Raw genomic sequence first — 20,354 nt, 5'->3', positions numbered from 1 at the left:
CCGCCCGGCCCGGCCGCTCCCTTCCCGGTGGATGCCCCTTCCCGGTGGGTGCCCGCCAGGGCCCGGGTGGTTGCATGGGCCCATGACGGATCAGCAACCGCTCAATGCGGACGAAATCCTCGATGTCGTCGATGAGAACGATCAGGTCGTGGGGCAGGCTCCGCGCGGCGAGGCATATGCCCGCAGGATGCGCACCCGCTGCGCCTTCGTCCTCGCCCGGGACGACCGGGACCGGATCTTCGTCCACCGCCGCACCCCGCAGAAGCTCGTCTTCCCCTCGCACTACGACATGTTCGTCGGTGGGGTGGTGGGCACCGGCGAGACCTACGACCAGGCGGCGCTGCGCGAGGCGGAGGAGGAGCTGGGCGTGCAGGGGCTGGCACCGCCGGAACCGCTGTTCAAGTTCCTCTACGAGACCGCCGAGCACACCTGGTGGTCCGCGGTCTACCAGGTGCGCTGCACCCCGCCGGTCGCGCCGCAGGAGTCGGAGATCGACTGGTCCGCGTTCCTGACGGAGGAGGAGCTGGCCCGGCGGATCGACGAGTGGCCGTGGACGCCGGACGGGCTCGCCGCGTACCGGCAGCTGCTCGCCCGCCGGGAGCCGGGGGAGCTCTGATGGGTCCCGGTCACGGGTCGCGCCGGCCGATAGGGTTTCGGCCATGATCCTCACTGAGGCGCTGCGGTCGGCCGGCGCGGCCCTACGGCTGTGGTTCTCGCCCGCGCGGATCCGCGAGGAGGGCACGACCCCCGACTACCGCTTCTCGCTCGCCAATGAGCGCACTTTTCTCGCCTGGCTGCGCACCGGGCTGGCGCTGATCGGCGGCGGGTTCGCGGTGGACCAGTTTCTGCCCCGGCTGCATCAGGGGCTGCGGGTGACCTTCACCGTCGTCCTGCTGGTGGGCGGCGCGCTGTGTGCGCTGCGGGCGGTCAATCACTGGGTGCGCTGCGAGCGCGCGATGCGGCGCGGCGGGGATCTGCCGGTCACCCGCTTCCCCACGGCGCTGGCGCTGGGCGTCGGCGTACTGGCGGTGGCGGTGGTCGTGCTGGTCCTGCTGGGCTGGACGAACTAGCCGATGGCGGACGGAGCGCGGCCGGACGCGGGGCCGCCGCGGCCGGCTCCCGACCGGGACCCCGGGCTACAGCCGGAGCGGACCCGGCTGGCGTGGCGGCGTACGACCCTGTCCGCCACGGCGATGGCGGTGCTGGCCGTGCGTCAGCTGCTTCAGGGCGCGGCCCCGGGACCGGTGGAGGTGGTTCTGGCGGTGCTGATGGGGCTGCTGTGGATCGCGTTCGTGGCGCTCTCGCACCACCGGATGCAGGTGTTGGCCACCGGCCGTCCACCGGGTCTGCCGCCGCGGACCGCACTGCTGCTGGTCGGCTGCACCCTCGCCCTGGCGCTGTGCGGCGCGGTGCTTCTGGTGCAGCCGGGACCCTGAGCCGGGGCGCGGCGTCGCGGTGACCGGCGGCGGAGATACCGTGGCGTGACCCTCGCGTTCCCGGAGCGGGCCCCGTCCCCGCCTCGGCCGCGGCGGAATGAGGGACCATCGGACGAGGGGACACGACCCGCATGCGCGACTCGGCAGCACGGAACACGCCGGCCCAGGCCTCGGCGGCGCAGACGGCGGCACGGACCTCCGGGCCCGGCGCCACCGGACCGGACACCGCGCCACCACCCGGCGCCGCGACGCCCGCAGAGGCCTCCCCCACGGACACCTCGCCCGCCGCCGAGCGCCCCACCCTCCCCGAGCCCTACCTCACCGAACTCGCCGCCGGCGTCCATGCCTTCATCCAGCCGGACGGCGGCTGGTGCCTGAACAACGCGGGCTTCGTCACCGACGGGGACACCACCCTGGTCGTGGACACCGCCGCCACCGAGCGCCGGGCACGTCTGCTGCGCCGCCGGATCGCCGAGAGCGGCGCGCCGGCACCCCGGATGGTCGTGAACACCCACCACCACGGCGACCACACCTACGGCAACGGCGTCTTCGCACCCGAGGCGACGGTCATCGGGCACGCCTCCTGCCGCCGTGAGCTGCTGGCCGCCGGGCAGCAGCTGCATGCGGTGTGGCCACAGGTGGACTACGGCGACATCCGTCTGACGGCGCCGGAGATCACCTACACCGACGAGCTGGCGCTGCACGTCGGCGACATCGAGGTGCAGCTGATCCATCCGGGCGTGGCGCACACCACCGGCGACACCCTCGTCTGGCTGCCCCGGCAGCGCATCGTCTTCGCCGGCGATCTGGTCTTCCACGGCGGCACACCGTTCGTCTTCATGGGGTCGCTGGCCGGATCGCTGCGGGCGCTGGAGCTGCTGCGCACCCTGGACGCGGTCACCGTCGTTCCCGGCCACGGCCCGGTGACCGGCCCCGAGGTGTACGAAGGCATCGAGCGCTATCTGCGGTTCGTCGGCCGGCTGGCGCAGGAGGGGCGGGCGGCCGGCCGTACGCCGCTGGAGGTGGCCCGGGAGGCGGACCTGGGGCAGTTCGCCGAGCTGGCCGAGAGCGAGCGGCTGGTGGCGAATCTGCATCGGGCGTACGCGGAGCTGGCGGGCGTGGCCCCCGGTGCCCCGCTCGACCTCGTGGCCGGATTCGGCGATATGACGGTGATGAACGGCGGGGTGCCGATGGCTTGTCACGCCTGAGTCCGGCACCTCGTGCCGGAGCCGCCCGGCGCGGCCGGGGAGGCAGGGGCTGACCCGGGAGCGGGGGCGGCCGGGGACGCAGGGGCCGCCGGAGCCACCTGGCCCGCCGGGGCCGTCGGCATGGCGGAAAACCCCGCGTGACCGACGCCCCACGTCCCGGCACTGGACTCCATACCGACTAGTCGGCATGATCGTGCTGCGACCGATGGACCGTCCACTCCGTACGGAGGAGCACGATGAGCAAGGGCACCCCTCCCCCGCAGGCCCCCGGCCGGGAGGACGCGGAACCTCCCGGCCTCGACCTGGAGCGATTGCGCGAGCATCTGGACCGGGAGCGGCCGGGGCTGGCCGGCGGCCCGCTGCGGGCCCAGCTGATCGAGGGCGGGCGGTCCAACCTCACCTACCGCGTCGGTGACGGCGCCGCGTCCTGGGTCGTCCGCCGGCCGCCGCTCGGCCATGTGCTGGCCACCGCGCACGACATGCGGCGCGAGCACCGCGTCATCAGCGCCCTGCACGAGACACCGGTGCCGGTGCCCGAGACGCTGCTGCTGTGCGAGGACGAGTCGGTCATCGGCGCGCCTTTCTATGTGATGGAGCTGGTCGAGGGCGTGCCGTACCGCACGGCCGGCCAGCTGGCCCCGCTCGGGCCCGAGCGCACCCGCGCCGTGGTGCTCTCCCTGGTCGATACGCTCGTGGACCTGCACGCGGTGGAACCGGAAGCGGTCGGACTCGGCGACTTCGGCCACCCCGAGGGCTTCCTCGAACGTCAACTGCGGCGCTGGGGAAAGCAGTTGAGCTCCTCCAAGAACCGCGATCTGGCGGGGATCGACGAGCTGCACGAGGCGCTGGGCCGGGCGCTGCCCGCTTCGCCCGCACCGACCGTCGTCCACGGCGACTACCGCCTCGACAACGTCCTGGTCGGCGCCGACGACACGATCAAGGCCGTACTGGACTGGGAGATGTCCACGCTCGGCGATCCGCTGACCGACCTCGGCCTGCTGGTGATGTACAGCTCCGACCTCGGCCTGCCCGAGTCACCGGTCAGCACCACCAGCGGCGCCCCCGGCCACCCCTCGCCGGCCGAACTGATCGAGCGCTATGCCGCCCGCTCCGGCCGGGACACCTCCGCCATCGCCTGGTACACGGCGTTCGCCTGGTTCAAGCTCGCCGTGATCCTCGAAGGCATCCACTACCGCTTCACGCTCGGCCAGACCGTCGGCGCCGGGTTCGACCGGATCGGCGAGCTCGTCCCCGTGTTCATCGACCACGGACTCACCACCCTCAAGGAAGGCTGAGACACCCATGGACTTCGCATTCGACGCCCGCACGGAGGAGCTCCGCGAGAAGCTCCTGACGTTCATGGACGAGCACGTCTATCCGGCCGAGCAGACCGCCCATGAGCAGCGGGCCTCGCTCGCCTCGCCGTGGGACACCCCGGCCGTCGTCGAGGAGCTCAAGGCCGAGGCCCGCCGGCAGGGCCTGTGGAACCTCTTCCTCCCCGACGAAGAGTTCGGCGCCGGGCTGACGAACCTCCAGTACGCGCCGCTGGCCGAAATCACCGGCCGCAGCCCCCAGTTGGCGCCCACCGCGCTGAACTGTGCGGCGCCGGACACCGGCAACATGGAGGTGCTGACGCAGTTCGGCAACGAGGCACAGAAGAAGCAGTGGCTGGAGCCGCTGCTGGCCGGTGAGATCCGGTCGGCGTTCGCGATGACCGAGCCGGAGGTGGCCTCGTCGGACGCCACCAACATCGAGACACACATCGCGCGGGATGGCGACGATTACGTCATCAACGGGCGCAAGTGGTACATCTCCGGGGCGATGAACCCCCGGTGCCAGATCTTCATCGTGATGGGCAAGACCGACCCGGACGGCACGGACCTCCGCCGCCAGCAGTCGATGATCCTGGTACCGCGCGACACCCCCGGCCTGGAGGTCAAGCGCGCCATGCAGGTCTACGGCTACGAGGACCACTGGCACGGCGGCCACGCCGAGGTGCTCTTCCATGACGTCCGGGTGCCGGCGGCCAACCTGATCGGCGAGGAGGGCGGCGGCTTCGGTATCGCGCAGGCCCGGCTCGGCCCCGGCCGGATCCACCACTGCATGCGGCTGATCGGCATGGCCGAACGCGCCATCGAGCTGATGTGCCGCCGCGCGGTGACCCGTACGGCCTTCGGCAAGCCGCTGGCCCAGCAGGGCGTGGTGCAGGAGTGGATCGCGGACGCCCGGGTGGCGGTGGAACAACTGCGGCTGCTGGTGCTCAAGACCGCCTGGCTGATGGACACCGTCGGCAACAAGGGCGCCCACACCGAGATCCAGTCCATCAAGATCGCCACCCCGCGCACGGTCGTGGGCATCCTCGACAAGGCGGTCCAGCTGCACGGCGCGGGCGGCGTCAGCCAGGACTTCCCCCTGGCGGAGCTGTGGGCCGGGGCCCGCACGCTCCAGCTGGCGGACGGCCCCGACGAGGTGCACCAACGGTCCCTGGCGCGCCGGGAGTTGAAGCGCTACCTGTAGGGCCTTCCCGGTGCGGCGGCCGGGCCCGGAACGACGGTCCGCGGACGGCCGCCCGCCGCGGTCGCCGGGCGGCCGTCCAGCGGTCGGAGCGGCCTCCTGCCGGGGTGGGCGCGCCGCTATCCTCGGGGGATGCGTATCGGAGAACTGGCGCGGCGGACCGGTGTGCCGGTTCCGACGATCAAGTACTACACGCGCGAAGGCATGTTGCCCGCGGGTGAGCGCACCGGTCCGAACCAGGTCCATTATGCGGAGTCGCACATCCGGCGACTGAAGCTGATCCGTGCGCTGACCGAAGTGGGCGGGCTGTCCATCGCGGCTGCCGGTGAGGTGCTGGCGGGGATCGACGCTCCGGGCAGCACCGTGCACGGCATGCTCGGCACCGCGCAGTCGGCGGTCAGCCGGGTGGCGGCCGAGCGGGGCACCGACGAGACGTGGGAGCGCGCCGACCGGGAGGTCGGGGAGCTGGTGCGGCGGCACGGCTGGTCGGTGCGGCCCGAGAATCCGGGGTGGCAGACGCTGGTGCAGGTCGTGGTGGCCTATCACGAGCTCGGCCGGAGCGAGTTGCTCGGTCTGCTCGACGGGTACGCGGACGCGGCGGGGACCCTCGCCGCCGCCGAGCTGGCCGCATTCGACGGGGTCCCGAGCATCGACGCCAAGATCGAGGGCGCGGTGCTCGGGACCGTGCTCGGCGACGCGGCGATGGCCGGGCTACGGCGTATCGCCCAGGAGGACGTCTCCCGGCGGCCGGAGGCGCAGCCTCACGCGGGGTGAACGGGGTCGCCGGCCGGTACGAGGTGATGCACCCGGGCCGGCGGCAGGTTGCCCAGCACCAGTTCCGTACGGAAGGTGTGCCGGTCCAATATGCGGCGCAGCGCGAGCTGCCCGTTGACGGCGTGGACGCGCGCCGTTCCCCCGGTGAAGGTGCGGCGTACCGTCGCGCCTCCTACATAGCCGAAGAAGGAGAGGGTGCCGCCGGGGCGCAGGGCGCCGAGCAGCCGGTCGAAGATGTCCGTCGTCGTCGGGGCGTCGAAGTTCGCGAACGGCAGGCCGCAGACGATGGTGTCGTAGGTGCCGAGTTCGTGCTCCTGCACCATGCCGGTGAGGAACTGGAGCCGCGGGTCGCCGCCGTAGGTGCCGTGCAGGATGTCGACGAAGCGCGGGTTGGCCTCGACCAGGTCGAGGGTGTCCTCCTGGCCGAGCGCGTCGGCGATGTGGCGGGTCACCGCTCCGGTGCCCGGCCCCACCTCCAGGACCGCGCGGGAGCGGCCGGGGCTGGGGACCAGATAGCGGGTCAGGGCCCTGCCGAGCCGGGGACTGCTCGGAACGATCGCGCCCACCTCTCCGCGCGTCCGTGCGTACTCCCGGAGAAACAGCGTCACTTCAGCCACTAGGCCACCCACATCGGTTGTGATAGCAGAACTATCGATACCGTAAGTTACGGATGGCGGATGAGGACACCCCCGAGCCACAGCCGCCCCTTGAGTGTCATCACCCCGGGGCGCATGCCCACTGCTCTTGCGCGCAATCCAACAAATTCCGAGAGATGTGGCGAGAGCCGCCCGAGGCGCCGCGCGAGGCGCCCGGACTCACCTCGACGTGGCCTTCCCGATACGCACGGTGAGCATGCGCGGCCGCATCCCCCGCGGGATGTGTGGCCAAGAAGACACCGATGCCGGACGCTGCGGGCGGAAGGTCTTCCGCCCGCAGCGTCCGGCATCCGGCATCCGGCATCCGGCATCCGGTTTCCGGCGTCCGGTTTCCGGCGTCCGGCGTCCGCTGTGGGCCTACGGCCGCAGGGCGCGCAGCAGCAGATCCGCGAGATGGTCCGCGACCTGCTGCGGGCTGAGCGGCCCGTCCTCGCGGTACCACGTCCCCAGGTGGTGCACGGAGCCGAAGTGGTAGTCCACGACCAGGTCGGCGGGGATGTCGGCGGCGAACACACCGGTGCGCTGGCCCTCCTGGACCAGGGCGCGGAACCTTTCGTGGTAGCGGCGCCGCTCGGCGCGTACCTGCTTGTCCTTCTCCGGACTGAGGTGGTGCATCGAGCGGAAGAAGATCTTGGTGTCGTCGAGGTTCTCGATGGTGGTGACGACCACATCGGCGGCGGCGTCGCGCAGTCGCTCCTGCACCGGCGCGTCGGCGCCGGCGAAGTGGTCGAGCCGCTCCTGCTGGAGGCGCAGCACCCGGCCGTAGACCTCGTGGAGCAGATCCTCCTTGGAGCCGAAGTAGTGGTAGAGGGCGCCCTTGGTGACGCCCGCCGCATCGACGATCTCCTGGACGGAGGTGCGGTCGTAGCCCTGCTCCGCGAAGAGCCTGGTGGCGGTGGCCAGCAGCCGCTGGGCCACCGGCTTCGCACCACCGTTGCCGTTGCCGTCCTTCGTGCCGGCCATCGCCCTCACCTGTCCTTCGTGCCTAGTCATGCGCGGTGGCGCAGCTCCCGTCGGAGGATCTTGCCACTCGTGGTCTTCGGAAGCTCGGCCAGGATCTCCACCGCACGGGGATATTTGTACGCCGCGAGCCGTTCCTTGCAGTAAGCGGCCAGCTCGGCGGGGTCTGGAGCGGTGCCGGGGCGCAGGCTGACATAGGCCTTGACCGACTCCCCGCGGTAGGCGTCGGGCACCCCGACGACCGCCGCCTCGCGCACCGCCGGGTGGCTGTAGAGGACGTCCTCGACCTCGCGCGGCCAGACCTTGAAGCCGGAGGCGTTGATCATGTCCTTCTTGCGGTCGACGACGTACAGCCAGCCGCCCGCGTCCATGAAGCCGATGTCGCCGGTGTGCAGCTCGCCGTCCGGGATGGCCTCGGCGGTGGCGTCGGGGCGGCGCCAGTAGCCGGGGACGACCTGGGGGCCGCGGACCGTTATCTCGCCCTGTTCGCCGAACGGCAGGTCCTGGCCCGTCTCGTCGATGATCCGGACGACGGTGTCGGGGCCGGGGACACCCACGGCGAGCGTGCCGGAGACCTTGTCGACCGGTGCTTCCCTTCCGGGCGGGACGCTGGCGCAGGGGGCGGTGCACTCGGTCAGGCCGTAGCCGTTGTGGAGGTACGGGCCGAAGTCCGTACGGAACTTCTCGACCAGGGCGGGCGGCAGCGGCGCGCCGCCCGAGGACATGGTCCGGAAGGACGCGAAGTGATCACGCGTGACCTCGGGGTGCGCCATCAGCGCCATATAGGCGGTGGAGGGGCCGACCGTATAGGCGGGGCGGTGCTCCAGGAAGGCGTCCAGGACGACGCCCGCGTCGAAGCGGTAGGCGAGCGCGAGGGTGCCGGAGTTGGCGACACAGGCCGCCAGTTCGCAGACCATGCCGGTGATGTGGAAGAGCGGCGCGAGCGCGAAGTAGGTGGCGCCCTCGGGCAGTCCCAGGCCGGTGCGCTGGCGTTCGGCGTTGTAGGTGATGTTGCCGTGGGTATTGGTGGCGCCCTTGGGGGTGCCGCTGGTGCCGGAGGTGTAGCTGATCAGCGCGAGGTCGTCGGCGGTGAGCTCCGGGTCGTCGGGCGCCACGCGTATCCGGCCGCCGGAACGGGCGACGGTCAGCAGGTCGTCGGCGCCCTCCTGCGGACCGAGCCGCTCACCGCGCAGCACCCGCCGGTCGTCGCGGGTCTGGAGATCCCGCTCCCAGGCGGTGAGCGCCATCCGCACGGACGGCGCCTCGGCGGCCGTGGCGCGCAGAAAGCCGTCCCAGGTGCGGTCGGCGCAGATGACGGCGGTGACCTCGGCGTCGTCCAGGATGTGCCGCATCTCGGCGGACTTGTACATGGGGTTGACCGGCACCACCACACCGCCGGCCTTCCACACGCCGAGCAGGGCGAGCACGAAGTGCGGGGTGTTCTGGAGCATGACCGCGGCCCGGTCGCCGCGCCGGAAGCCGCGCTCGACGAGGTGGGCGGCGATGCCGTCGGAGAGGGCATCGGTCTCGGCGTAGGACAGCCGGCCGTCGAAGTACGCGAGCGCCGTGCGGTCCGGGACGCGGCCCACCACGGCCCGGAACGCGTGCAGCATCGAGGGGGGCGGCTGGACAGGGGCGCGCTGGGCGTCGGTGAGCTGTGCCAGCCACGGCATGTCCTGGTAGGAGGTCATCGGGGTGCGGCCCTTTCTTCCTGATCGCCTGATCATCCCTGCGGGGGAAACACCTGGGTGACGCGGGGTGGCGGGCCGGGTCCGGCCGGCCCGCCACCCGGCCCTGCTCGGGCGCGGTCCATCCTAGGAGCGGCCGCCCTCGGCCTGCTCCAACTTCCGCTGGAGGTGGTTCATCCCGCTGAGCCAGCGGTCGGGGTCCGCGGCCCGCGCGGTGTAGTAGTCCGCGACCTCCGGGTGCGGCAGGACCAGGAAGCGGCCCTCGGCCATCGCCGCGAAGAGCGCCTCGGCGACATCCTCGGGCTCGACGGCCGTGGGGGTGAGGACGAGGTCCCCGGCGGCCCCGGTGGCGGCCAGCATGCCGGTGCGGACGCCCTGGGGGCAGATGGCGTGGACGTCGATGCCGCGGTGCCGGTAGGTCAGTGAGAGCCACTCGGCGAAGGCGTAGGCGCCGTGCTTGGTGACGCTGTAGGGGGCGGCGGCGACCATGGTGAGCAGGCCGGCGGCGGAGACCGTGGAGATGAAGCGCCCGCTGCCGCGCTCCAGCCACTCCGGCACCAGCTCACGCGCGGCCCTGACGTGCGCCATGACGTTGACGTCCCAGGCCAGCGTCCAGTCCTCCTCGGACGCCTCGGGTCCGCCGCCGGTACCGACTCCGGCGTTGGCGCAGAAGATGTCGATGCCGCCGCCGAGCGCCTCGCGTGCCGCCGGGACGATGGCGGAGGCGTCCCCGGCAACCGCGACCGCCCCGATCTCCTCGGCGGTCTTCGCCGCCTTGGCCCCGTCCAGATCGTTGACCACGACCCGGGCGCCCTCGGCGGCGAACCGGCGGGCCAGCGCGGCGCCGATCCCCCCGCCCGCCCCGGTCACGACAACGGTCTTGTCCCGTACGGCTTCCACGCTGGGTCTCCCTCGGTCGCATCGATGCGGCTGACAGGCAGACTAACCGGTCGGTATGTCCCGGCGGAAGAGTCCGTGGCCGTACGGCCGGGTCCGTTCCCCCACGCCCCGGAGCGCGTTAGCGTGCACACGACACGTACCCGCTCGATTCCCTGATCACGGAGGTGTGCGGATGGCTCTGTCGAGACGCGTTCTGCTCGGGCGGCTGGCGGCGACCGGAGCGGCCGGTGCGGCGCTGGCCACGGGCGCGGGCCCCGCCCGGGCGGCGGACCCGGCGTACGGCGGCGGGCGGCGGGTGCACACCGGCTTCGACCGGCTGTCCGCCGACGGCTACCGCCTCCTGGACGGCCACAAGGTCGGCATCGTCACCAATCCCACCGGCGTCACCCACGATCTGCGGCACATCGTGGATGTGATGCACGCCGACGCGAGAGTGCGGCTGACCGCCGTCTTCGGCCCCGAGCACGGCTTCCGCGGCACCGCACAGGCCGGTGGCTCCGAGGGCCGCTACGACGATCCGGCCACCGGACTGCCGGTCTACGACACGTACAACAAGAGCGGCAAGGATCTCGCCGGCATCTTCACCGCCTCCGGTGTGGACACCGTCGTCTTCGACATCCAGGACGTGGGCGCGCGCTTCTACACCTACATCTGGACGCTGTACGACTGCATGGTGGCCGCGGTGCTCGCCGGCAAGCGCTTCCTGGTCCTGGACCGGCCCAATCCGGTCACCGGCCGCTCGGCCACCGGCCCGGTGCTCGACAAGGCGTATGCCTCCTTCGTCGGCCGGGAGCCGATCGCGCAGGCGCACGGTATGACGGTGTCGGAGCTGGCCCTGCTGTTCAACGGCGAGTTCGTGCCGCAGGCCGCCGGGCGCCCGGTGGAGCTGGAGACCGTCCGGATGACGGGCTGGCGGCGCGGCGACTTCTTCGGGGCGACCGGCCTGCCGTGGGTACCGCCGAGCCCCAACATGCCCACACCCGACACCGCCCTCGTCTACTCCGGCACCTGCCTCTTCGAGGGCACCAACCTCTCCGAGGGGCGCGGCACCACCCGCCCCTTCGAACTGCTGGGCGCGGACGGCATCGACCGGCGCTGGGCCGCGGCCGCCACCGAACTGGACCTGCCCGGCGTCCACTTCAGGGAGGCCTACTTCGCCCCCACCTTCTCCAAGTTCCAGGGCAAGACGATCGGCGGCGTCCAACTGCACGTCCACGACCCCGAGACGTTCGACCCGGTACGCACCGGCATCGCCCTCCTGGTGACCGCGAAGCGGGTCTGGAGCGGCTTCGCCTGGCGGCCGGACAACGGCATCGACCGGCTGACCGGCTCCGCCACCGTACGAAAGATGATCGACGCGGGCGCAGGCCCGGACGAGATCACCGCCGCCTGGCAGGAGAAACTGACCCTCTTCCGTGCGGTACGGCGGCGGTATCTGCGTTATCGGTGAGAGCGCGGGGCGGGTTGCGGTCGTGGCCTGTCCCGGTCTCAAGAGCCGAGACAGGCCATTTCACCTATTGACTGCCCGCTGCACCGAGTCGGAAAGTGCGCTCGTGAGCAGCGACGCGACATCAGCGCAGACAACAGCACAGACCACAGGAAGCTCTCTGTCGAAGGGGGATCAGGAGGCCGCCGGCGGGGAGAGTTTGCGCCGGGTGGCGGTGGCCTCGTTCATCGGGACGGCCATCGAGTTCTACGACTTCTACATCTACGGAACGGCCGCCGCGCTCGTCCTCAACCAGGCGTTCTTCCCGACACTCAACCCGGTCAACGCCACCCTCGCGTCCTTCTCCACCTATGCGGTGGCGTTCGCCGCGCGGCCGCTCGGCTCGGTGATTTTCGGCCACTTCGGCGACCGGGTGGGCCGTAAGTCCGTCCTGGTCGCCTCGCTGCTGCTGATGGGGCTCTCGACGGCGTGTGTCGGGCTGCTGCCGGGCTACGGCACATGGGGTGTCTGGGCGCCGCTGCTGCTGATCGCACTGCGCTTTCTCCAGGGCATCGGCCTGGGCGGGGAGTGGGGCGGGGCCGCGCTGCTCGCCGTCGAGCATGCGCCGCGCAAGCGCCGTGGGCTGTACGCGGCCTTCCCGCAACTCGGTCCGTCCGTCGGGTTCTTCGCGGCGACCGGGGTGTTCTGGCTGCTGTCGTCCGCGCTCGACGAGGCGGCGTTCCGCTCGTGGGGCTGGCGGGTGCCGTTTCTGCTGTCGTTCCTGCTGGTCGGCGTCGGGCTGTTCGTACGGCTGAAGATCAGTGAGACGCCGGTCTTCGCGAAGGTGCTGGACGCCCAGGAGGCCGGCAAGGTCCCCACCGCCGATGTGCTGCGCCGGCATCCGCGTGAACTGCTGCTGGGCGCGGGCGGGATGATCGTCGCTTATGGCCTCTTCTACACCGCGACGACCTACTGCCTCTCCTACGCCACCGGGACCCTCGGTATCTCCCGCAACACCATGCTGGGGCTCTCCCTCGTCGCCTGCCTCTTCCTGGCGGCCGGTACCTGGCTCGCCGCCACCCGCTCCGACGGCGCCGGCCGCCGCAAGCTGATCCTTGCCGGGAGCGCCCTTGCCGTGGTGTGGGGGCTGGTGCTCTTCCCGCTGCTGGACACCGGACAGCCGGTGCTGATCGCCGTCGGCATCGGTGGCGCGCTGTTCTGCATGGGCGTGGTGTACGGCCCGATGGGCGCCTATCTGCCGGAGCTGTTCAGCGCGACGGTGCGCTACTCGGGCGCCTCGCTCGCCTACAACCTGGGCGGTGTCCTGGGCGGCGCGGTCGCTCCGCTGGTCGCCACCCGGCTCCAGTCGGCGTACGGCTCGGCGTCGGTGGGCTGGTACGTCAGCGCGATGGCGGTCGTCTCGCTGCTGTGCGTACTGGCGCTGCCGGAGACCCGGGAGCGGGAACTGGTCTGAGGTGCCGGCGCCGCCCCGCAGTCATGAGCTCAGCCACCATCTCCCGCTCTCCCCGGACAGTGCGTCCCACAGGAGGTTGAGCGGGTGGCCGGGGGCGTAGGAGTCCCGCTCGCCGCGGCGGGTGAAGACGCCGACCAGCACCTCGGTCCTGGGGCCCACCTCCCCGACGATCTCCAGGGTGCGCAAACCGCCAGCTTCGGGGAGGCGGCCGTCCGCGGCCGCCTCCCCGATGCCCCGGGTGACCAGCATCGCCCCGCTGACCACTCCCGACCGCAGCAGTTCGAAGCCGTAGTGCGCGGCCTCGATCTCGGCCGCGATGGACAGCTTCTGCCGGTATTCGGGGCCGTACCACGAGGTCAGGAAGCGGCCGATCAGACCGCGCGCGGAGACGACCAGTGGCAGCCGGGGCAGGTCACGGGCGCCGAAGGAGGTACCGGGGAGCCGTTCCGGCGGCAGGTTCGTCAGCAGCGAGAGCCCGCTGCGCCGCCACTCCATGACCTCGTACGGAGCCAGCAGTTCCGCTTCGTCGGCCTCGGTGACGACGACGCTGCCGCAGACCAGATCGAGTTCCTTGGAGCGCAGTTTGGCGAAGAGGTCGCCGGTACGGACGTGGGTGACCTTCAGATCGACATCGTCGCGCTCATAGTCCTCGGTGACGCGTTCCACCGCGTCCAGCAGGAAGCCGAGCGTATAGCGGGTGGTGCCGACGGACAGGGTCCGGCCGAGCCGGCGGCGGGCGTCGTGCACACCGTCCGACCACTCCCCCAGCGTGCGCCGGGCCAGATCGACCAGTGCCTCGCCGGTCGCGGTGAACAGGGCGTCCCTCCCCCGCCCCTGCTTGAGGACCAGTTCCTCGCCGCACAGCGCGAAGAAGGTGCGGTTCATGGTGTCCAGCTGCTTTTGCACACTGGACTGTTCGCGGCCCAGCCGGCGCGCGGCGCCCAGCGCGGTACCCGCCTCGTGAACGACGATCAGCGTGCGCAACTGGTCCATGGTGGTATCCAGCAGCTCCGTCGGATACTGCTGCGGACCGAACAAGGCCATGCCTCGCTTTCCCATCCCCTGGAGTTCAGAACCCTTCAGCATACCCGCAGAGGAATCCCGCCCCGAGGGCAGCCGGGGCACCCGGCACGGGAGTTGAAGCGACGGGGCACCCGGCGTGCACGCACGAAGGCCCCGGGGTCACCGCCCCGGGGCCTTCGTATGCCGCCTGCCGTCTACCGGTGTGCGGGGAACTCCACGACCTGCTGATAGGTCGGCCGGTTCTGCCAGCTGATGGTGTCGTGGGTCAGGCCGCCCACCGCGCGGTGGATGATCGCGTCCGCGCACCACTGGTCGCCGGCCTTGCAGCTGTCGTCGCCGGGGTAGACCTGCTCGGCGGTCTTCCCGCTCGCCTGCTGGAGCGTGGCCAGCAGGGTCTCACGGCAGGCGGACAGGTCACCGTTGCCGCAGTACGGCTGCGCGAGCGGGCCCGCCACCTTGTCGCCGAGCACAGCACGCAGATCCTTGTCCGCGTAGCTCCACCAGCCGTACTGGAACGCCGATCCGGCGTGCCCCCCGGTCGGCCCGTGGCCGGCCGACGGTGATTCGTCGATGGCGAGGTTGGCACGCAGTGCGTCGTAGAGGTCGCCGCCGAGGCCCGGCTTGAAGACGGCCTCGGCCATCAGCGGCCACCAGGCGTCCATGAGACGTACCGCATCGGGATGGGTGTAGGTGTGCGAGCCCGCCGCGGTCTCCTTGCGCTGGGCGCCGTCCTTGCGCCAGGCCTCCAGCTGCTGGACCGCGGTCTTCAGCTTGGGGTCGGTGACGGGCTTGCTGGTGAGGACCCGCAGGAGTTCGGGCAGGACGTCCTCGCCGCGCAGGTCGGTAACGGCGGCCTCGGACATGGCGCGGGTCAGCGACGCCCGGGTCACCCCGCCGTCCTTGGTCAGGGCCCGCACCCGGTCGTCCAGGAGATTGCCGCGGTGCACCGAACCGTTGCCGAAGCCTGCCGAGTCGTAGTCCTCGGCCTGCTTGTTGTTCCACGAGATGTAGTAGTCCTGGCCGACGGACTGTGGATGCTGGGCGGGCGGGGTGTAGTCGGTGGTGTTGGTGGCCGGGTCGTAGCCCTTCCACTCGTAGGCGTCCTCCGCCTTGACGGGCAGGGACGGATCGACATCGGGGTTGCGGACCGGGTTGAGGCCGCTGTTGTAGTACGCGATGTCACGGGAGTCGGCGTAGAACCAGTTGAAGGCGTAGCCGATGTGCTCGGCGGCCTGCTGGAACGTCTTGGCGTCACGTACGTAGGACGGGTCGTTGAACATCTGGAAGCCGATGATCGAGTCGGCCTCGTGGCGGTAGGTGGAGCGCTGCGCGGTGTAGGCGACGGGCTTGCCGTCCACGGTGGCGCGATGGGTGACGGTCCCGTACTTCGTCCGGAAGACCTGCATCCGGTAGGAGCCGGCCGCCGTCGGGTCGGCGACGGTGGGCTTCCAGGAGTTGGTGCGCTCCAGCTTCTCCATGGGGACGCAGGTGCCGCGGTAACGGTAGGAGGTGGAGTCCTTGGTGGGCGCGGAGCCGTCCGCGTTGCACAGCTCGACGGCGTAGGTGTCGGTGATGTCCTGGCCGGCGGAGGTGGCGCTCCAGGCGTAGTCCTGGCCGCGGCCGAGCTGGACGTACATCCCGACGCCCGCGAAGGAGGCGCCGCGGGCACTGATGCCGGGTCCCTGGATCTCCTGGAGCATCAGCAGCTGGGGCGCGAAGTAGCCGGTCTGCGGGCCGAAGACGGCGACGGGGTGGCCGCTCGCGGTGTGCTTGCCGGAGACCAGCAGGGCGTTGGACATCCCGCGGTGCTGGGTGGGGTCGAGGCTGCCCTTGGGCAGCACCCCGTCCTTGAAGAGGCCTTCCAGCTTCTTGTACTTCTTGGGCGCCTTGACCGGGTCCCTCGGCGGCGTCCCGCTCTTGACGGTGGCCGCGCCGGTGCGGTCGAAGACCAGCGGCTCGGACGTGACCGAGCCGCGGTCGGGCAGCGCCGTGCCCTTCGCCCTGGCCGGCTTGACCGCGTACGGGAAGCTGCTGCCGTCGTGCAGCGTCTTGGCGGCCTCGGGGTCGTTGCGCTCCCGGAAGGACTCCCAGACCTCGGTGCCCTTCTCGACGCCGTACTTCTGCTGGGCGGAGAGCAGCGCGAGGGCCGAGGGGACCTCGCCGCCCCCGCCGTTGCCGAAGAGACCGCCGACGACGGAGGCCAGGGCTATCAGGTCGGTGAGCTTGAAGGGCTGGATCTCACCGGCGTTGGTGATCGCGTCGACATGGCCGGTGAGGACGTACTCACCGGGGAAGTAGCGGCCGTTCTTGGACTGTTCGCGGTAGGCGTTGATGCCGTCGACATAGGCCTGGGCGTCTTCCATGGCCAGTTTGCCGCGCTCGCCGTTGGAGTCGCGGATGCTGTCGACCTGGGCCTGGAGATCGGCTTCGGTGTACGGCGCCTGCGGCCAGAACTGCTGCTCCAGGCCCTGGTTGGCGAGCGCACCGCCGGCGAAGGAGGTCAGTTCGCCGCGGCCGATGTGGCGGAAGAGGTCCATCAGCCACAGCCGGTCCTGGCCCGCGGCGTAGCCGGCGCCGTACTCGGTGCCGTAACGGGTCGTGCCCTTGATGTGCGGCACTCCGGTCTTCTTGTCCCGGGTGATGGTCACGTCGTTGCGGGGCGTGCTGACCTTGCCGACCTGGTCCTGGGGGACGCCGAAGGAGGCGTCGTTGAAGAACCGGTTGAGGGTGTCGTCGGTCAGCGACTGGTAGCCGCTCGCCAGCGCGCCGTACGGGCCGAGTTGGTCGGTGGAGTGCTCGGGGTGGGTGCCGAACAGCTTGTTGCCGAGGATCTCCATCAGGGTGGCATTGCCGGTGGCGCCGGGCGGGAGGATGTCGGCGCACTGGCCCTGGCAGTAGTCGTTGGCGTCCTTCGGCACGGCGGCCGCGGTGGGGGGCGGTGCCAAGAGCGTGGCACCCAGGGCGAACAGGGCTGCCGCGGCGGCGGTCCTGAGCCTTCCGGTACGTCGTCGCATTCCTGCTCCTCGATGGGGGTCCCCTGCTTGTTACGAGCCCGGGGGAGGGTGGGCGGGACGTTACCGGCGGTTATCCCCGGCCGGAAGATGAACAACAGTCAACTTTCCTTCTTCCGGGGAGAATCTTTCGACGACGCCGGGACACTCGGAACATCACCCCCGAAAAAACCGCAAGAAAGTTCGATGGATCCAGTTGGTGATCGACTACGTCCCATCCCCGTTCAGTCGGATCCTCCCCACGGAGGTGGGATGAAATGGCCGGTTTCAGAGCCCTCGCAGAACAGGTCCGCAATCCACGACTCGTCGCGGCTCAGCGACGCACCGCCCTGCGCAAGTGCCTTGAACGCTTCGCCCCGTACGGGCACCGGGCGACCTGGCACCACCTGTGCACCCGGGCCGGTATCGCGACCCAGGACCGCGATCCCGAACCGGAGCGGCTGGTAGCCGCGCTGGCCGAGCTGGAAGAGGCCCGTGCGCTCTGGCTCGCGTACGAGGAGGAGTTCGCCGCCCGGCGCCGGAAGGAGAAGCACGACGGCATCCGGCAGCCCGGCGCCATCGACGAATGGCACCGGCGGACCTGGGGCGGCTGTGACATCGTGCCGTGCGAGTCACCGCAACGACACCCCGCGGCCCGCCTCGCGGTGGTGCTGCGCCGCATGATCGTGGCGATGGAGACGGGGCGGCCGCGCCATGACTGCCCCGTGTGCGGCGGCACCCGCTTCACCTGGCTCCCGGAGCCGGTCGACGCCCCGGCACCCGGACCGGCCTGCTTGCAGTGCGGGGTACTGGCCCCGGTCTCCGTGCTGACGCCCGAGGTGCTGACCGCCGCGGGCCGGGTGCACGGGGCGGGGGCGTTCGCGGCGGCCTGACCCCGGACGGCGGCCGCGCGCCGCGGTACGCCCGGAACGGCCGGCGTCAGGGGAGCTGTCAGACCCTGCTGTCATCATCGGGACATGCTTCAGGTCTGTCTCAACGGCGCCCGGACGGCGGCCGATTCCGCGGCGGTGCCGATGTCACCGGCCGCCCTCGCCGAGGCCGCGCGGCAGGCGGTGGCGGCCGGTGCCGACGAGGTCCATGTCCATCCCAAGACCCCGTGCGGCCAGGACTCCCTTGCGCCGCGCGTGGTGGCCGCCGTCCTGGCGGCCGTCCGGGCGGTGGTGGAGGTCCCGGTGGGGGTGACGACCGGCGCCTGGAGCGAGCCGGATCCCGCCCGCCGGGCGGAGCGGATCCGCTCCTGGACGGTGCTGCCCGACCATGCCTCGGTGAACTGGCACGAGCCGGGCGCCGAAGCCGTCGCCGCCGCCCTGCTGGAGCGTGGCATCGGCGTCGAGGCCGGTATCTGGTCGGGCACGGACGGCGCGGAGCCGTTCGCCCGCTCACCGCTCGCGCCGCGGGTGCTGCGGGTGCTGGCCGAAGTGACCGACACCGACGCCGATTCCGCGCCGGCCACCGCGCGCGAGCTGCTGACCGCCGTGGCCGGCGCCGCGCCCGGCCGCCCGGTGCTGCTGCACGGGGAGGACGGCGGGGCCTGGCCCGTGCTGCGGCTGGCCGGCGTACTGGGCCTGGCCACCCGGATCGGCATCGAGGACACGCTCCTGCTGCCCGACGGCCGGCCGGCCACCGGCAACGCCCAACTGGTGGCCGCTGCAACGACTTTGGTGAGCGGCCTTCCCGGCGGGTGACCGGGGAGGTACGTTCCGCCGCATGATCGCGCTCGCCCGCTCCCGCATCGTCGCCCCTCCGGGGTGGAGCCGCTGGCTCGTCCCGCCCGCCGCCCTGTCCATCCATCTCGCCATCGGACAGGCCTACGCCTGGAGTGTGTTCAAACCGCCCCTGGAGTCCTCCCTCCAGCTGTCCGGGACGGCCTCCGCGCTCCCCTTCCAGCTCGCCATCGTGATGCTGGGCCTGTCCGCCGCGTTCGGCGGCACGCTCGTCGAACGCAACGGCCCGCGCTGGGCGATGTGCGTCTCCGCGGTCTGCTTCTCCGCCGGCTTCCTGGTCGCGGCCCTCGGCGCGGCCACCGGCCAGTATTGGCTGGTCGTGCTCGGTTACGGCGTCATCGGCGGCATCGGCCTGGGCATCGGCTACATCTCCCCGGTCTCCACCCTCATCAAGTGGTTCCCCGACCGCCCCGGGATGGCCACCGGCATCGCCATCATGGGCTTCGGCGGCGGCGCGCTGATCGCCTCCCCCTGGTCCACCCAACTCCTGGGCTCCCTCGGCGCGGACGCCTCCGGGATCGCACGGACGTTCCTGATCATGGGCCTGGTCTATGCCGTCTTCATGACCCTCGGGGTCGTACTGGTGCGGGTCCCCGCCGACGACTGGCGGCCGCCCGCCGGACCGCCCGCGGGCACCTCCACGGCCCGCCCGCTCGTGACCACCGCACAGGTCTCGGCCCGCAGCGCGCTGCGTACCCCGCAGTTCTGGTGTCTGTGGGTCATCCTCTGCATGAATGTCACGGCGGGCATCGGCATCCTGGAGAAGGCCGCCCCGATGATCTCCGACTTCTTCGCGCACACCGCGGCGCCGGTGAGCGCCCCGGCGGCGGCCGGATTCGTCGGCATGCTCTCCCTGGCCAATATGCTCGGCCGGATCGTCTGGTCCTCCACCTCCGACCTGGTGGGCCGCAAGAACATCTACCGTCTCTACCTCGGCGCCGGCGCCCTGATGTATCTGCTGATCGCGCTGGCCGGCGACTCCTCCAAGCCGCTGTTCATCGCCTGCGCGGTGGTGATCCTGTCCTTCTACGGCGGCGGATTCGCCACCATCCCGGCGTATTTGAAGGATCTGTTCGGCAGTTACCAGGTCGGCGCGATCCACGGGCGGCTGCTGACGGCCTGGTCCACGGCCGGCGTGCTCGGCCCGCTGATCGTCAATGCCGTCGCCGACGGGCAGAAGTCCGCCGGCCGCAGCGGCCCGGACCTCTACACCACCTCGTTCTTCATCATGATCGGCCTGCTCGTCGTGGGCTTCGTCGCCAACGAACTGGTCCGCCCCGTGCACCCACGGCACCATCAACCACCGGAGAAGGCGGACCAGTTGGCGGCCGAGCCCGCCGCCCCGAAGGGAGCCGGGCAGTGACCACCCGCCGAGCCCTCCTGTTCGCCCTCGTCTGGCTCTGGGTGGGCATCCCGTTCATATACGGCCTTTACGAGCTGACCCTCAAACTGAAACAACTGTTCACGGGCTGACCCCCGCCCGGGCATCGCGCCCGGCCGGCGTCGGCCCTCCTGCCCGTACGGCACAGGGCCGTACGGGCACCCGTAGGAGAGGGTGGA

Annotated in this window: 19 protein-coding genes; 13 read left to right on the top strand and 6 right to left on the bottom strand. The window is 71.3% G+C overall.

Annotated features, from left to right (window positions below):
- The first annotated feature begins 82 nt into the window (after window positions 1-82).
- The 7 genes from IF67_RS0128005 to IF67_RS0127975 all read left to right on the top strand — a co-directional run bounded on the left by IF67_RS0128005 (window position 83) and on the right by IF67_RS0127975 (window position 5,932).
- Entirely contained in the window at window positions 83-616 is a 534-nt protein-coding gene (locus IF67_RS0128005) for an NUDIX hydrolase (protein ID WP_030990278.1), read from the top strand.
- Window positions 617-659: 43 nt separating this feature from the next.
- On the top strand, window positions 660-1,070 hold the full coding sequence (locus IF67_RS0128000) for a YidH family protein (RefSeq protein ID WP_051818671.1): 411 nt from the start codon (window positions 660-662) through the stop codon (window positions 1,068-1,070).
- A 3-nt stretch (window positions 1,071-1,073) separates the two neighbouring features.
- Complete coding sequence (locus IF67_RS0127995; RefSeq protein WP_030990274.1) at window positions 1,074-1,436, top strand: DUF202 domain-containing protein; 363 nt, start codon at window positions 1,074-1,076, stop codon at window positions 1,434-1,436.
- Between the two features lie 131 nt (window positions 1,437-1,567).
- Window positions 1,568-2,644: an MBL fold metallo-hydrolase gene (locus IF67_RS0127990; RefSeq protein ID WP_030990272.1), complete on the top strand. Its 1,077-nt coding sequence runs from the start codon at window positions 1,568-1,570 to the stop codon at window positions 2,642-2,644.
- A gap of 236 nt (window positions 2,645-2,880) precedes the next feature.
- Window positions 2,881-3,939, top strand: a complete 1,059-nt coding sequence (locus IF67_RS0127985) for a phosphotransferase family protein (protein WP_051818670.1) — start codon at window positions 2,881-2,883, stop codon at window positions 3,937-3,939.
- Window positions 3,940-3,946: 7 nt separating this feature from the next.
- Entirely contained in the window at window positions 3,947-5,161 is a 1,215-nt protein-coding gene (locus IF67_RS0127980; protein ID WP_030990268.1) for an acyl-CoA dehydrogenase family protein, read from the top strand.
- A 129-nt stretch (window positions 5,162-5,290) separates the two neighbouring features.
- Window positions 5,291-5,932 carry a MerR family transcriptional regulator gene (locus IF67_RS0127975; protein ID WP_030990266.1) on the top strand — a complete coding sequence of 214 codons (642 nt, stop codon included), beginning with the start codon at window positions 5,291-5,293 and terminating at the stop codon, window positions 5,930-5,932.
- On the opposite strand, the gene IF67_RS0127970 is transcribed toward IF67_RS0127975, so the two are convergent.
- From IF67_RS0127970 to IF67_RS0127955, 4 genes are all read right to left on the bottom strand, one after another.
- Window positions 5,920-6,540 (bottom strand): class I SAM-dependent methyltransferase, encoded by a 621-nt coding sequence (locus IF67_RS0127970; RefSeq protein ID WP_030990264.1) that lies wholly within the window; start codon window positions 6,538-6,540, stop codon window positions 5,920-5,922. The genes IF67_RS0127975 and IF67_RS0127970 overlap by 13 nt on opposite strands.
- 405 nt (window positions 6,541-6,945) lie before the next feature.
- Complete coding sequence (locus tag IF67_RS0127965; RefSeq protein ID WP_030990262.1) at window positions 6,946-7,551, bottom strand: TetR/AcrR family transcriptional regulator; 606 nt, start codon at window positions 7,549-7,551, stop codon at window positions 6,946-6,948.
- A gap of 26 nt (window positions 7,552-7,577) precedes the next feature.
- Window positions 7,578-9,239, bottom strand: a complete 1,662-nt coding sequence (locus IF67_RS0127960; RefSeq protein ID WP_030990261.1) for a class I adenylate-forming enzyme family protein — start codon at window positions 9,237-9,239, stop codon at window positions 7,578-7,580.
- A gap of 123 nt (window positions 9,240-9,362) precedes the next feature.
- The gene (locus IF67_RS0127955; RefSeq protein ID WP_030990259.1) at window positions 9,363-10,136 is read right to left on the bottom strand and encodes an SDR family oxidoreductase; all 774 of its coding nucleotides are present in this window, start codon (window positions 10,134-10,136) and stop codon (window positions 9,363-9,365) included.
- 172 nt (window positions 10,137-10,308) lie between these two features.
- On the opposite strand from IF67_RS0127955, the gene IF67_RS0127950 reads away from it, so the two are divergent.
- On the top strand, window positions 10,309-11,586 hold the full coding sequence (locus IF67_RS0127950) for an exo-beta-N-acetylmuramidase NamZ domain-containing protein (protein ID WP_030990258.1): 1,278 nt from the start codon (window positions 10,309-10,311) through the stop codon (window positions 11,584-11,586).
- Window positions 11,587-11,743: 157 nt separating this feature from the next.
- Window positions 11,744-13,036, top strand: coding sequence for an MFS transporter (locus tag IF67_RS0127945; protein ID WP_037839958.1), 1,293 nt, complete (start codon window positions 11,744-11,746; stop codon window positions 13,034-13,036).
- Between the two features lie 21 nt (window positions 13,037-13,057).
- On the opposite strand, the gene IF67_RS0127940 is transcribed toward IF67_RS0127945, so the two are convergent.
- Window positions 13,058-14,080 carry a LysR family transcriptional regulator gene (locus IF67_RS0127940; RefSeq protein WP_037839944.1) on the bottom strand — a complete coding sequence of 341 codons (1,023 nt, stop codon included), beginning with the start codon at window positions 14,078-14,080 and terminating at the stop codon, window positions 13,058-13,060.
- A 173-nt stretch (window positions 14,081-14,253) separates the two neighbouring features.
- Window positions 14,254-17,073, bottom strand: coding sequence for a penicillin acylase family protein (locus tag IF67_RS0127935; RefSeq protein WP_030990254.1), 2,820 nt, complete (start codon window positions 17,071-17,073; stop codon window positions 14,254-14,256).
- Between the two features lie 254 nt (window positions 17,074-17,327).
- Between IF67_RS0127935 and IF67_RS0127930 the strand changes: the two genes are divergently transcribed.
- From IF67_RS0127930 to IF67_RS46380, 4 genes are all read left to right on the top strand, one after another.
- Window positions 17,328-17,942, top strand: a complete 615-nt coding sequence (locus IF67_RS0127930; RefSeq protein WP_030990252.1) for a hypothetical protein — start codon at window positions 17,328-17,330, stop codon at window positions 17,940-17,942.
- Window positions 17,943-18,026: 84 nt separating this feature from the next.
- The gene (locus tag IF67_RS0127925; RefSeq protein WP_030990250.1) at window positions 18,027-18,755 is read left to right on the top strand and encodes a 3-keto-5-aminohexanoate cleavage protein; all 729 of its coding nucleotides are present in this window, start codon (window positions 18,027-18,029) and stop codon (window positions 18,753-18,755) included.
- A 22-nt stretch (window positions 18,756-18,777) separates the two neighbouring features.
- Window positions 18,778-20,157, top strand: coding sequence for an OFA family MFS transporter (locus IF67_RS0127920; protein ID WP_030990249.1), 1,380 nt, complete (start codon window positions 18,778-18,780; stop codon window positions 20,155-20,157).
- Complete coding sequence (locus tag IF67_RS46380) at window positions 20,154-20,267, top strand: MFS transporter small subunit (protein WP_420708723.1); 114 nt, start codon at window positions 20,154-20,156, stop codon at window positions 20,265-20,267. Before IF67_RS0127920 ends, IF67_RS46380 begins: the two co-directional genes overlap by 4 nt.
- Window positions 20,268-20,354: the final 87 nt, after the last annotated feature.

The organism is Streptomyces sp. NRRL S-1813 (genome assembly GCF_000719605.1).
In the GTDB taxonomy this organism is placed as follows: domain Bacteria; phylum Actinomycetota; class Actinomycetes; order Streptomycetales; family Streptomycetaceae; genus Streptomyces; species Streptomyces decoyicus.
Note: the sequence above shows the minus strand (reverse complement) of the source record. Positions and strands in the feature narration are given on the sequence as shown.